Annotated in this window: 8 protein-coding genes; 3 read left to right on the top strand and 5 right to left on the bottom strand. The window is 39.9% G+C overall.

What is annotated here, in order from left to right:
- Positions 1-127: 127 nt before the first annotated feature.
- From PBT90_RS08760 to PBT90_RS08750, 3 genes are read left to right on the top strand one after another with little or no spacing between them, the layout of a single operon-like run.
- The gene (locus PBT90_RS08760) at positions 128-1,357 is read left to right on the top strand and encodes a HupE/UreJ family protein (RefSeq protein ID WP_270132785.1); all 1,230 of its coding nucleotides are present in this window, start codon (positions 128-130) and stop codon (positions 1,355-1,357) included.
- A gap of 11 nt (positions 1,358-1,368) precedes the next feature.
- Positions 1,369-5,556, top strand: coding sequence for a non-ribosomal peptide synthetase (locus PBT90_RS08755; protein ID WP_270132777.1), 4,188 nt, complete (start codon positions 1,369-1,371; stop codon positions 5,554-5,556).
- Positions 5,557-5,558: 2 nt separating this feature from the next.
- Entirely contained in the window at positions 5,559-6,236 is a 678-nt protein-coding gene (locus PBT90_RS08750; RefSeq protein WP_264810018.1) for a 4'-phosphopantetheinyl transferase family protein, read from the top strand.
- A gap of 82 nt (positions 6,237-6,318) precedes the next feature.
- Here the strand turns inward: PBT90_RS08750 and PBT90_RS08745 are convergent, their stop codons facing one another.
- Genes PBT90_RS08745 through PBT90_RS08725 form a run of 5 tightly spaced genes read right to left on the bottom strand, consistent with a single transcriptional unit; the run spans position 6,319 to position 14,278 of the window.
- Positions 6,319-9,609: a type I restriction endonuclease subunit R gene (locus tag PBT90_RS08745; RefSeq protein ID WP_270132775.1), complete on the bottom strand. Its 3,291-nt coding sequence runs from the start codon at positions 9,607-9,609 to the stop codon at positions 6,319-6,321.
- Positions 9,609-10,658 carry a PDDEXK nuclease domain-containing protein gene (locus PBT90_RS08740; RefSeq protein WP_264810016.1) on the bottom strand — a complete coding sequence of 350 codons (1,050 nt, stop codon included), beginning with the start codon at positions 10,656-10,658 and terminating at the stop codon, positions 9,609-9,611. The genes PBT90_RS08745 and PBT90_RS08740 overlap by 1 nt, the downstream gene beginning before the upstream one ends.
- Positions 10,640-11,968 carry a restriction endonuclease subunit S gene (locus tag PBT90_RS08735; RefSeq protein ID WP_270132772.1) on the bottom strand — a complete coding sequence of 443 codons (1,329 nt, stop codon included), beginning with the start codon at positions 11,966-11,968 and terminating at the stop codon, positions 10,640-10,642. Before PBT90_RS08735 ends, PBT90_RS08740 begins: the two co-directional genes overlap by 19 nt.
- Complete coding sequence (locus PBT90_RS08730; protein ID WP_270132770.1) at positions 11,961-14,084, bottom strand: N-6 DNA methylase; 2,124 nt, start codon at positions 14,082-14,084, stop codon at positions 11,961-11,963. The genes PBT90_RS08735 and PBT90_RS08730 overlap by 8 nt, the downstream gene beginning before the upstream one ends.
- Positions 14,084-14,278 (bottom strand): helix-turn-helix domain-containing protein, encoded by a 195-nt coding sequence (locus PBT90_RS08725; protein WP_264810012.1) that lies wholly within the window; start codon positions 14,276-14,278, stop codon positions 14,084-14,086. Before PBT90_RS08725 ends, PBT90_RS08730 begins: the two co-directional genes overlap by 1 nt.
- Positions 14,279-14,353: the final 75 nt, after the last annotated feature.

Raw genomic sequence — 14,353 nt, 5'->3', positions numbered from 1 at the left:
TAATACTTTGAAATATAAAAATCACTAATTATGATTTAATGGACATTTTCACTTTTTTAGGTTGAAAGTCAAACATACCAAGCTTGTTTTTGTTATGCATTTTGTCAAAAATTCTAACCTTCACCCAATGAAAATAACCAATTTTAATCGTGCTTGCTTCTTATTTTTTTCCCTCTTTTTTCTTTCCCTGCTCCAGGCCGCCGCTCATAAACCTAACCAAAATTATATTTATCTCAGTATTTATGAGGGAGAAATGGACTGCCGTGTGGAGTTGAAAAAGACTGACATAGAAAAAGTTTTTGGATATTCTTATGCCCTGGGTGAGGTTCCTGATGAGAACAGCCCTGAGGTGCAAGCTATGGTAGCCTACATTTTAGATCAACTCAAATTCAGTTCAACGCTTGGGGAACATGCCTTGACTTTTGAAAACATTGACATTTTAAACTTAAAGGATGATGATTTTCTGCTCTTTAATTTTGGGATGAGCAATATGGATCCTGTTCCCTCAGAACTGGAAATATATGATCAGATATTCGTTAAGGAATTGGGTAATAACCATGAGTCTCTGCTACACATAGAGCGTAACTGGAAAACCGGTGTGCTGGCAAACGAATCTCTGCCATCCTTGATTTATGGCACTTCCAATCCTACTCAGACCCTGAATATTGAAGAGGGATCTGTCTTTACAGGTTTTATGGCCATGGTCAAATCCGGAATTTATCACATTTGGATTGGTCTAGATCATATTCTCTTTTTAATTGCCCTGCTGATTCCATCTGTAGTGGTGTATAACTCTAGCAACCCTAAAAAGAGATGGTTAGGGATCAAATACACAGATTTTGAACCCGAGCCTAGTTTTAAGGCCGCTTTTCTATCGGTGGTTAAAATCATCACGATTTTCACTTTGGCGCACTCGGTTACCTTAAGTTTAGCGGCGCTAGGAGTGATTAATTTACCTTCTAGACTGGTCGAGTCCATTATTGCCATTTCTATTGCAATGGCAGCTTTCCATAACATTGTCCCTTTTCTCAATAAACGCGAATGGCTGATTATTTTAATATTCGGACTATTCCATGGCTTTGGCTTTGCCTCAGTTTTAGCCGAGCAATCAAGAGGAGGGGAGTACCTTGTGTATTCCTTGGTAGGCTTTAATCTAGGAGTTGAAATCGGACAATTGGCCATCATCATTGTCGCATTTCCGGTGCTCTTTCTATTGAGTCGATTAAAGGCATACAACATCATCTTGGTAGGCTTTTCTATCTTGTTAATCTTAATTTCTACCTACTGGATCATTGAAAGAGCCTTTGGATATGATTTGACACTTCATACTTGGTTGCTTGAAAAAGGAATCCTTTAGTAGCTTTTCTTATGGAAGAAAATTCGGATGATCTTCTGGATCAGTGGCTTAATCTAAGTGAACCTGAACAAGCGGCTGATGAAAGTAATAAGGAGCAGATTCCTAGAGCTCCCCAGGCTTCCTATTATCCTTTATCGATTGCTCAGCAACGTCTTTGGTTTGTTTATCAAAAGAACCCGGAAAGCCCTGTTTATAACTACTCAGAAGTCTGGAAGTTTCAGGAAGGGGCCTTTCATCTGGAGACATTTACCAAAGCCCTAGACCGCCTTGTTGAAAAACACCGTGTTTTAGCCAGCAATTACATTATTCTTGAGGAAGAAGCCGTAATGGTCTTTCGGGATGAGAATAGTTTCAGCCTTCAGGTACACGATCAAGAGTTTAGTGTAGAGGAAGCTAGACAAAAACAAAAGGAATTAGCCAGCAAAGCCTTTAGACTAGAGTCAGATCCTTTAATTCGGATAGGAATTTTTCCATTGGAAAATGGGGAGTATTCCATAGGAATTACTTTTCATCACATCATCATAGATGCCTGGTCCATAGGGATTTTGAGGTCTGATTTTGCTGCTTTTTATAAGGAATTAAATGGTAAAGAGGAAAGTCAAAAAATTGAGTTAAGAAATACTGAGTTACAGTACTCGGATTATTCCCATTGGCTAAAGGAACAGCCAAAAGATATTGCTCTAGTGAATCCATCCCAAGATTTTATGGACTCTTTTTTGGAACTTCCTTTGGATTATGCTAGACCCGCTAGGCCGAGTTACCGAGGTCAATTGCTTCGGTTTTCACTGCCTAAAAGTCTTACTCCAAAAATTGGAGGGCTACTTAAAACCTTTCAAACCACAGATTTCAATTTATTTCTGGCTGCTTTTCAGGTTTTGCTTGGCCGATATGGGAAAAGTAAGAATGTGAATGTGGGCATTCCTGTTCTCAATAGAGATAGGGAAGAGTTTAAGTCCATGGTTGGCTATTTTGTAGATACTCAGGTGATTGCTGCTGAACTGAATGATTCAAAGAAATTTGATGAACTCATTGCCGAGGTAAAAACCGATGTACTGAAAGCCATTTCTTCACAAAAACCCAGCTATGAACAACTGTTACTAGCAAGTAAAGCATCAAAAGATCAGAGCTATAATCCAATCTTTCAAGCCATGTTCGTAGGGCATTCAAGCGGAGAAAATCCTTTCCAAGAGTTGGGTATCCCTGTTGATTTTGAAGTCCTGGATCTGGATGTTTCTAAGTTTGACTTGACTTTACATCATTTTGGGTTGAAAGATGGGGCTTATCAAATTGGGATAGAATTTAGCCAAGATTTGTTCTCCACCGTCTTTGCGGATCGTATGAATAGGCATTTTGCAACCCTCCTCAAGGAGATTTGTGATCATCCAGATTTGCCTATCCACGCTTATTCTCTGATCTCAGAAGAGGAAAGAAGCTTTTTAACTTCAGGTTTAAGCCCGGATTTTCATCCCGAAAATGAAGGAACGGTTTTAACAGCGATTCTTGATAACCTGCAAAATAAAAGAGATCAAGTCGCTGTGGTTTGCGGATCGGAGCGCTTGACTTATGGAGAATTGGGACATAGAAGTGCTATCATTTCCAAGGAACTTGAAAAGCTTAATCTAGACCCTGAGTTACCGATAGGAATCTATATGGAAAGGTCCGTTGATTTCCTTGTTTCCCTATTGGCAATTATGAAATTTGGAGGAGCATATTTGCCGCTGGATCCAGAATATCCTGACGATAGAATTATTCACTATTTGGCAGAATCCGGAGCCAAATATGTGCTTACTCACCGAGGATTATTAGCTTCCAAAACCTCTATAAAAGAGTCCATCCATTCTCTAGAAATTGATTCACTTGATTACAATCAAAATACTGTAAATCAAATTGATAAGAATATTTCTGAAAATAGAAATGCTTATCTTATTTTCACTTCGGGAAGTACAAATAAACCCAAAGGAGTTTACGTAAATCATCAAAATTTATATTCATCCGTTGCTGCTAGAAAAGCTTATTATCAAGAGTCTCCAGAAGCCTTTTTATTGTTGTCCTCCTTTTCATTTGATAGTTCGGTTGCGGGGATTTTTTGGTCACTCTGTACTGGAGGAAAATTGGTTATTTCTCAGGCCAATGAAACTCTGGATTCTACCGCACTTTCCACACTAATTAGTAGAGAAAAAGTAAGTCATACCCTAATGCTTCCTTCCCTGTATCAGGCATTGATGCAAGGGAGTGAAAATTCATGGGATTCTCTTAAAATAGTGATATTGGCAGGAGAGGAGTTCCCCAATGAATTGATTTCATCACATTTTGAAAAACAGCCGAAAACAAGGCTTTTTAATGAATATGGGCCTACCGAAGGAACGGTTTGGTGTACTGTTCAAGAGCTAAAAGCCGGTGAGTCATTTCATAAAGTGCCCATAGGTCTGGCAACTTCCAATGCTTTGGGCTACGTTTTGGATGAGCAGCAAAAGTTAAGTCCAGTAGGGATTTCGGGTGAACTTTGCATTGCCGGAGCAGGGTTGACAAAAGGCTATTTATCGAAAAGTGAAACCGATGAAAAATTCCTAAAAAACCCTTATTCAGAGGTTTGGGATAGGATTTATAGAACCGGAGACCTCGTTCGCATTCAGAAAGACGGCTTGATAGAATATCTGGGAAGAACCGATAATCAGGTAAAAATTCGGGGTCATCGAATCGAGTTGGGTGAAATACAGGAATTGGCGCTGCAATTCCCTACTGTCCAGACAGCAGTGGCTCTGGTTAGCACAGCTAAGGAACCTCAGCTAATTTTAGCTTACTCAACATCCGCGGGTTTAGAAGAAAGTGAGCTGAGCAGGTTTTTGCGTCAAAAGCTCCCCAACTATATGGTGCCGGAAATCTTTGTAGCATTGGATGATTGGCCGCGTTTGCCTAACGGGAAAGTGGATTTAGCCTCCATTCAAGAGCTTGCTCAATCCCAACCAAAAGCTGCTGAATCAGCCTTTAGAGGGCCATCTACCTACCTGGAACGCCAAGTTGCTGGTATCTGGGCAGATGTGATGGGAGTAGAGGAAGTGCCGGTCAACAGAGACTTTAATGACCTGGGAGGTAATTCTTTGCAAAGTATTCGCATTATTTCCAGGTGTAGAAACATAGGTATTAAGGTGACTCCTGCTCAATTTCTTCGCTATTCTACGGTGGAATCTCTAGTGAAATCCCTTCATCATGAGGAGTATGCGCGGCCAGAAAATTTGCTGGAGTTGGAGATATTAAAAGTTTGGGAGAAGTATTTAGGGCAGAAGTTGATCGGAGTTAAAGATAGTATCCAAAAAAATGGAGGGGCTGAATATGAATGGAAGTTGGTAGAAAAGGAACTAAATGATAGTTATGAATTCCAAAAGCCAATTCAACTAACGGATTCAATTCAGGATATTTCAAAGAAGATAGTAATTAAAAAAGAGTTAGTTGAATCCCTTTCCAAACCTATAAAAAGAATCATACCTGTTAAGACTACTGGAGATAAATTACCGGTTTTCTGCATACACAGCGAGTTTTACTATGAAACCGTATATAGTCAGTTAACCAGACATTTACCTGCTGAATACCCTGTTTATGGGGTTTTATCGGTTAGTCCGGAATTGGTGAAGGACTCTGTTCCGAGAAGCATAGAAGAGATCGCTGCGCTTTGTCTGGAAGAAATCAAATTGATTCAGAAGAATGGCCCTTATCGGATTTTATCTTATTCTATTGGGAATGTGGTGGCATTTGAGTTAGCTAAAAGACTAATGCAAGAAGGGGAGAAGGTCAATCTGGTGATGATAGACCCACCTCTGTTTTTCGATAAATCACGGGTGTTTGGTAAGGGAGGCTATAGAAAATTATTCAAGTATTTAGACTATTGGAATAAACCTTCAGTACTGATCAGTAAATTGATCAAAAAGGTAAAAAAAGATAAAAATCAGCCTGTATTGATCCGGGATACAGGTTTGTTGAAAAAGTATTTGCTCTCTTATAAACCTGAGAAAATTGACTGCGAAACCTTGCTTATTACCACGCCCAGGGAGTTTAAGCATGCTTTCGGCTGGGAGCCTTTGGTAAAGATCGTAGATCATGAGGAGATTTTGGGACCACACTTGAAATTGATGCGTGAGCCTTATACAGGGCAAATGAATGCTGCCATTGCCAGAAACCTGGAAAAATGGGATCAGATCAGATAAGTATGAGAGTAGAGCTATGGGTAGGTAATCTTTCGACTATTCCGGATACCAATCCTGAATATCTTTCAAATGATGAACTCAAAAGGCTGGAAAAATTGGTGTACCAAAAACACCGGGACTTATTTATTAAAAGGCGGACTATGCTGCGAAAACTAGCTGCATCATACCTAGACCTAAGCCCAAAGTCCATTCGTTTTGGTTATAGCCCATTGGGAAAACCATTTATTGCCTTCTCAAAGGAAAAACTCTATTTCAATTCCTCGCATTCCCGTGATCATGTAGCCATTGGTTTTTCCCGTGAGGGAAAACTGGGGGTGGACTGTGAATTTTTGGACCCCGAGGTGGAAGCAGAATTGATTTCTTCCCATTTTTTCGCGCCTGAAGAAATCTCAATCATCCAAAATTCCAGTGAAAAGAAGCTAAGCGAAGTTTTCTTTAAACACTGGTGTATAAAAGAAGCCCTGATAAAGTATCTGGGTAAAGGATTAAGTTTTCCACTTGATCAGGTTTTGGTTCGTTCTGTAAATCAAAATCCTTGGCTAGAGATTCGGGAACATAATTCAAAACCTCCTAAACAGATATACGCAGTAAAATACCTGAGTGCTATTCCTAATTACGGATTAGCCGTGGTGGGGGGAGCAGAAGAACTGAAAGTTGAGATAAAGGATTGGAAGGGGTAAAAATCATAAATCAGGAATAGTATTTAACATAATATAAATTATGTAACAACATTAGTGATTTGCGTAATACAAAGTATTATTCTTACCCTGCAAAACCTCTTCCTAATTCAGCTTGCTCATAAAAATGTTGAAAAACTACCTCAGATTTTTCGGTAAAAACCTTTCTCGTATAGCTATCTGGCAATGTTTGATCCAGAATTCTCATAATTTCCTGACGAACTATCTCCTGCGTATTCTTATCCTTATGCCATTCTTGAATTAAGATCCTATTCTTAGCATCGAAGAGAATTTTAAGCAAGCCACTAGCAGCCAGTTTTACACTCTTTTCTTCCTCCTTTGTTAGTTTTTCCTTTTTAAGAAGATCAAAGAGTTCCAATTCAGTTTCATCCATCTCATTTTTCGCAGCTCGCTCCAGCTCCTCGGATAAATCTTCTGCCTGTTTTATCAGCTCTTCATAAGCTTCTTCGATGGATAAACTGCCTGAATTATAATCTTCAATTACCTTTTCAAACCGTTCTAAAAATGAACCACGAGTTTTGTTTTGAGCAAGCATCTGCTTCAGCTTGATTTCCATCAATTCTCGCAAATCAGCAAACTGTATATTTTTATGTTTCTTTTCAGGGAATTCTGCTCTGAGTAGTTCAAAGTTCAGCTTACTTAAATCAATTTGCTTTCCTTGTTTTATGAGATAATTAACCTTAGGATCAGCAACTAAATCGCCCTTACCCAAGACGCTTGAATCTAATAAAGCATCTATTTTCTTCTTAGCTCGTTCTATTGCTTCATCCTGGTCTACATGCCTGTCAACTACTTTCTTCAGGTATTCGAATACGTCTCTTGACTTCTTAATATCCGGATAATTATAGATTTCAGGTTTTGCTGAATCATAAAGTGAAGCGATGGTGTTTACAAAAAGACCTAGCTGCTTACTGTAATCATCCTTTGTAAGAATGATATTGGCAAATTCCTGAAATAACTCAATTTCTTTAAAGCCTCTTTCACCAAGGTTGATAATTTCATCTATATCAGCACCAAGTTGCTTAAAATAGCTTTTTGCCTCAGATATCCCATTCTTTAACAATGTTAAGAGCTCTTCAAACTCCTTAACTGGAAATTCATCTGAGTCATCCTCTGTCGATTTCCCCTTGCTTCCCTCTGCATAAGCGGCAAGTGCTTTTTTAAGGTTTCTAAATACACCAAAGTAGTCAATGACTAATCCGTTTTTCTTACCCTCCATAACACGATTAGCCCGAGCGATGGTCTGCATCAAGGTATGGTTTTGAAGGGGCTTATCAAGGTACAATGTAGACACTGAAGGAGCATCAAATCCAGTAAGCCACATAGCAGTTACAAATACAATCCTATAGGTATTATTTGGGTCTTTGAAGTAATCTTCAATATTCCTCCCATCTTTATCGGGATAATCCATCAAATTACGATGAGGTGTAATGTTGAGCCCTTCTTTTTCAAATACCTCCTTTTCTTCTTTATCGGAACCCTCCTGACTGATTACAGCTGACATTCTGGTTTCCTCCATGAATGCAATTGCGCGTTTATAGCGTTCCTTTAGCTCAGGATTCTTTTCCTTTACAATCTTTTTGCGGAGTTCTTTAATTTCTTCTTTTTGAGCGGCTTGAACAAATTCAAACGTCCTGACTGCTGTAAATTTGTCAATACAAACCACCATGGCTTTCATAGGTTTGCGATGCTGGTTATCATCAAGCACATCAAGACGATACGGGTAATGCTGCACAATATGCTTAGCAATTTCCTGAAGCCTGTCTTCCCTCCTAACGACTTCAAATAACGTAGAATACTCTTTGTCTAATTTCTTTTTTTGTTCCTCACTTAGATTTTCTTCTTCCAGAATTTCAGCCGCATCACCTACCAAGTCTTCATTGACCTGCTCTACTCTTGGGACACTTTTCTTGTAGTACAATGGCACAGTGGCACCATCTTCTATACTTTGAGCAAAGTTGTACTCCGATACATAAGGACCAAACCAGTCTTTTGTTTGCTCATTTCTGAGTAATGGTGTCCCTGTAAAAGCAATGTATTGTGCATTTGGTATCGCTATGCGCATATTTTCTGCCAATCCCTTGTATTGCGTACGATGCGCCTCATCAACGATGACAATCCAATCTTCTCGGTCTGTCAGTTTTGGATAGGTCTTCCCTTTTTCTATTCCAAATTTATGAATCAAAGCAAAGGAATGTGTCAGGTTACTTTGCAGATCAAGTTTTAATTGGGCTCTGTTTTTGGGTCGGTATTTGTTCTTTTTGGGATTTTCGACTTTGGGGATGGCCTCAGTTTCTAAGAAATTCCTGAAAATTTGATCGTCTAAGTCTTTGCGGTCTGTAATAATTAGGAATGACCAATTTCCATTTACTTTGCGATGAATCTTTCTTGAAAAGAAGATCATTGAGTAGGATTTACCAGACCCTTGGGTATGCCAAAAAACGCCCAACTTCCCGCCTTTACCCTCGCGATTATTTAAGGAAACAATGGCATTATTAACTCCAAGGAATTGATGGTTCTTAGCTATGATTTTAACCTTGTTTTTGTGATACAAGACAAAATTTTCAAAGTAATCGAGTAAGTTATTCTTTTGACATAATCCACGCCCAAATAACTCAAGGCTTAAGCGGCTACTAGCATTTCTACTTTCAGCTTCTACCTCTTCCCTATTCATCTGGTTATGCGTCACCGCTGTGTCTTCCAGTTTGACCCACGAAAAGAAATGCCCCCAATCAGCATCAAAAGCGCCTACTCGTGTTTGAATTCCATTGGAAATGCAGACAAAACAATTGTACCAGAAAAGCTGGGGAATATCTCTACGATAGTCCTTGAGATTTTTGTCATAGCCCACCTTGACCTTTTCTGTGGCATTTTTCAACTCAATCATCACCAGCGGTAGCCCATTCACATAGAGCAGTAGATCCGGTCTACGTGTGATATTGTCTGTTTGCAAGTATGCTATGCTCAGCTGAGAAACAACAAGAAATTCGTTGTTTGCAGGTTCATCGACATCAATGACTTTTACGTAATCATTTTCTTCTCTGCCAGCTTTATTTAAGTAAGTAACCGGCACTCCACCTTTAATTAATTCATAGACTTCTTTATTGGCTAAAACAGGTGTCAGCGTTGCACGACTTTTACAAAGCTCTTGTACTGCATAATTGATGCTTTCCTCAGGAAGATGAGCATTGATTTCTGAAAGCTTAGCTCTTAAACGATTTTTCAGCACCACATCTTTAAGCGTATCTCTACCAACCAACTTCTTTTCCCAGGCATTGAGGTGTTCATAGCCCAGTATCAATTCGAAAAACTGGATATCTGCTTCTTCAATATGTGATTCGTTCAGAAAGGCCATTATTGCTCTAGTTCTTTTTCAATTTCTTCTACTGTTGGTAAGCTACTTTTAAGTGATTCGGGTAGTGTTTCTGTAAGCGCAAACTCACTTACGCCCATGGGTTGACTCATTCCTCGAAGGGCAAATTCTACCTCCAAATTGTTTTTGTCTCTGCAAAGTATGATTCCTATAGAGGGCTGATCAGCATCCGTTTTGAGTGCATCATCTATGGCAGACAAGTAAAAATTGAGTTTGCCGGCATACTCAGGAGTGAACTTGGTGTTTTTCAACTCGATGACCACATAACACTTGAGGACTACATGGTAAAAGAGCAGGTCCAAGTAATAATCCTGATCAGCAACAGTGAGGTGGTATTGCTTACCTATGAATGCAAATCCTTTGCCCAGCTCAAGCAAAAATTTAGAGACATGATTGACCAGTTGGTCTTCAATATCTTTTTCTCGAAAAGGCGCTGTGAGCGCCATAAAATCAAATACATAGGGGTCTTTGATGGTTTGCTGAGCCAAGTCTGACTGTGGGGTGGGCAAAGTAGAGTCAAAGTTGGTGATGGCTTTTCCCTGACGGTGGTATAGTTTGGATTTGACCTGCAAAAGCATGGTATCTCTGCTCCAGTTGTTTTTGGCCGTAGCTACGATATAGAAGATACGCTCTTCTTCGTCTTTGACCTTGGTGAGTAAGCTGATGTGGTGGTACCAGGGAATTTGTGCAAGCGACACTTGCATTTTCTCTTCGCTATTTTGTGCAAGTGGTACTTGCACAATTGGAAAGTCTGGATAGGCAACCGCAAAAGCCCGCATGTATTTCAAATTGCGGACAGAGAACCCTGTAGATGATGGAAAGCTTTTTTTAATGTGCTTGGCCAACTGATCGATGACTTGACTGCCCCAGCCTTTTTCTGCCTGCACTTTCAGTATGGAAGTACCTATTTCATAATAGAGCTGAAGCAGGTCCTTATTGATAGTAAGTGCAGTTTGCTGCTGGGCTTGTGCTATTTTGTGCTGAATAGCTTCAAACCAATCTTGCGCTGAGGTTATTTGATCATCTGCCATGCGTCTGTTCGGTTATCCATTTGATAAGTTCCTTCCGGCTCAGCAGCCATGCTCATATTTTCAGGTTCATTTATACCCAAATCTGATACATCCAGCTTGCCACTGATCAAACGTGGTAAGAGTAAGTCTCGGGTTTCTTGAAGGATTTGGTTTTTATTTTTCAATACACCTATTTCGGTGTAAAATGGATTAATCAAATTTTCAAATTTCTTTAAAAGCTCATTCTCAGGTAAATTCAGTTTAAGTCCCATAATATCCTTGGGATATACATGTGGCTGCGCTGATCCTTTTTGTAAATGAAAAACTTCCTTTTGTCTGACCCTTAGAGTTGAATAAAGAAAATAAAGGAGGTCAGTCATTTCAGAATCCACGTAGGAACAATCAGAAGCCCAAATGTCTTCATAGTAAAGATTTACATAACCTGAGTTAGCACCAGAAGCACTAACAGTAATAGTTGGTGATTTCGTATTTGGAGTGTCATGATAATAAGCTGGAGTTAGTCCTCCAGCAACAACTGGAACTTTCCCTTCTCGAATGGTTGAAGCTGTAATGTTCCGTCCCTTTTTTACCTCAACCAAATCACCAAACACACCATCCCTCCACCCCTCCGGCAAAGCACCTGGCGTTCCATGCGGCACTTCTTTACCCTCTTGATCAAAGAACTTACAATCCTGATAACCTGGCCTGCCTGCCGTGGCAGGGAAACGCATGCGTACAAACCACTCTTTGGAGATTTCCTCGGCCATTTCTTCCAACAGCTTGATGCGCTGGTTGTTGTTTTCGATCAGGTCGTCATAGGCGGAGAGAGTTGTTGTTATTTCATCTTGCTTTGATCGTGGAATATCCGGGATTTCAATTTTTGAAATGATTTCCTGATTTAAAGAACCCATTGTGGCTCCAAATGAGCCAAGGTTAATCATCCATTGCTGATGTGCATAAGTTCTGAAAAAATAAGAAATAAATTTGGGGTTAAATTCATCAGTAAGAATCCTTAATCTGATACAATCTGATCCTTGAATCCAGCCATTCTCATTTTCGGTTATAAATGAGTGTCTCTCTACAGCACCTTTTCTTCCAAAAACAATATCATCTTTTTTAAGTCGATGGGATTTTAACTCTAGAGCTTTTGAATCATTCAGGTATTCCAAATTATCAGAACGGACATCACCCATTCCAATATTTCTCACATTGATTACTGGAATTCCAAAATCAACATATTCAGAAGCTTTCAATTGCGTGCCAAAAGGTCCTGTCTGAGAATGTGCTTTTTTCTCACGAATCAACTGCCCTATTTTGATTCGCTTAAGCATTCAGAACTGATTTTAAAGAAGAGTAAATTTGTTTTTCTATTCCGTGGGATTTTTTATTTAAATCATCTAATTCAATAAGCTTACCAGTAACCTTCTTCCTAAATTCTTCTTCAGTCATATTGTCGGCCTCAATTTCAACACCAACATACCTTCCTGCATTCAAAGAATAATCCTGCTCCTCTGCATACTCTGATCGATCAGCCATTTTGCAGAGTCCGATCACATCCTGGTACTTGGCATCCGGGAATCGCTTTTGCAGCCAGTGGATATTTTCATACCAGTAGGTGGTTTGCGCTACGGCTTCTGAATAAGGTTCAAGCTTCGCTTCCAGTACTTTGTCAGCACGGATTAAGTCTTTGGTAGTCCATGCTTTATCATTCTTAAGCTTGGCGTGTTTATCGGCCAGTTTCCAGAGTTCACTGAGTGAATTCACATCCTTTTTTAAGGCATCCCCCTCATTTTTGTATTGTACAATGAGTGCTTTTAGGTACTCGCTTGCCTGATGTTGGGCTGCATTTTCTTGGGGCGTTTCTTCCAGTGGTTGGGAAAGAGCCTTTTGATTTATGTTTTCAGGTTTGCTTCGCTCCCATTCTGCCAGTTTGTTGTAAAAATCAGCTTCTTCCAGGGCTTGTTTTTTGGCTGGGGTGCGCTTTTCATTTTTTGTTTCCTCGGCATAGGCTTTCAATCCCTTGCTAAGTTTCTCCAATACCTTTTCCAGCTCGGCCTTTGCAGGGGATACCGCTTTGATGGCTTCATCAGCATCGATGATATAGTTGTGAATGAGTTCTAGAAAGCGATCTGTTTCCCCACGGTACAACCGTACAATAGCAGCTAGATTTTGCTGATGCTCCTCTGTCCACTCTCTGTGGGCTCGGTCAATTTGTCGGTAAACATTTCGCGCATCCAAAAACAAGATTTTGTCTTTGCGACCGGTATTCACCTTTTGCTTATCAAAAAACCAAAGGGTAGCGGGAAGGGTCACCGTAAAGAACATGTTGGAGGGCATACTGACCATGCAGTCCACTATGCCACTGTCAACTATCTTTTTCCTGATCTCATATTCAGAATTTCTGGCATCACTGGCAGAGTTGGGCATCACAAAACCTGCTCTGCCTGTTTTGTTTAATGAAGTGGCGAAAAGGGAAATCCAGAGATAATTGGCATCTGAGATTTTATCTTCTTTCTTCCCTTGGTTTTTGGGTAAACCATAGTGGTAGAAACGCTTGTCTCCCTTAACTGTACTTTCCTTTACCGACTTCACATTGAATGGCGGATTAGCCATCACATAGTCAAACTTCCCAAAGCTCTCATGTGGATCTTCCTCGTAAGAGTTGGTTTCTATGATCTCTCCCCTTAGGTTGTTAACCATGAGGTTCATTTTGGCCAATCGTACTGTTTCGCCCATATACTCTTGTCCACAGACGTAGATATCGCTGAGGTCATGATTCTCATGTTGCAAGAAATGAGCAGATTGTACGAACATACCACCAGAACCACAGGCAGGATCAAAGATTTTTCCCTTGTAAGGCTCAATGACTTCTACAATGAAACGTACCACTGATGTTGGCGTGAAGAATTCACCACCTTTCTGCCCCTCGCTCATGGCGAACTTGCCTAAGAAGTATTCGTAAATCTTCCCAAACACATCACCAGAAGCATCTTGAGGTATGTCGGAAAATGCCTTTAAAAGTTGCGGTAGGATGTCCTTCTTTTTCTTTTCAATATCAAAGTATGCCTCCTTCGGCAGTACATCCTGAAACTTAGCATCCTGATGCTTTTCTATGCCTTCCATGGCTTCCCGTAGTGCTTTGGCCATGCTATCCTCACCAGGCAGATTCAGCAAATAATTGAATCGAGCATTGTCAGGTAAGTAAAACCCACACTTGGCTAACGCAATCTTTTGAATCGGCTGCTCCATTCTGGTGCCTTTAGACTTTTGATATTCATCCAAAATATCAGATTCATACTGGCTGTATTTGTTTTCTGCAAACTTTAGGAATATCAATCCCAATACTGGCACAGCATAATCGGATGCCTTGAGTCCACCATATGCTCTCAAAGCATTGGCCGAATCCCATAACTTATCTTCTAATTCCTTGAGTTGTTCGTTTGTCATTACTTCTTTGTCTGCACCATTAATTCTCTCACATCAACATCTAGAATATCTGCGATCTTTATCAAATCATCTAGGCTTGGCTGCCTCCTATTCTGGACATAGCTATTTACCATGTTATAGCTCTTTTCCAGCTTTTCAGCTAACCAAGTTTGCTTTATTCCCTTTTCTTCTAAAACTGCTTTAATGCGGTTCATCTTCTCCAAAATTTTAAGAAGTCGAATATAACTAAATGAAAGGTATTTATCTCATGAAGTGAGATATAAATAAGA

The organism is Algoriphagus sp. TR-M9, assembly GCF_027594545.1.
Taxonomy (GTDB): domain Bacteria; phylum Bacteroidota; class Bacteroidia; order Cytophagales; family Cyclobacteriaceae; genus Algoriphagus; species Algoriphagus halophytocola.
This window is presented reverse-complemented; position numbering and strand designations above follow the sequence as displayed.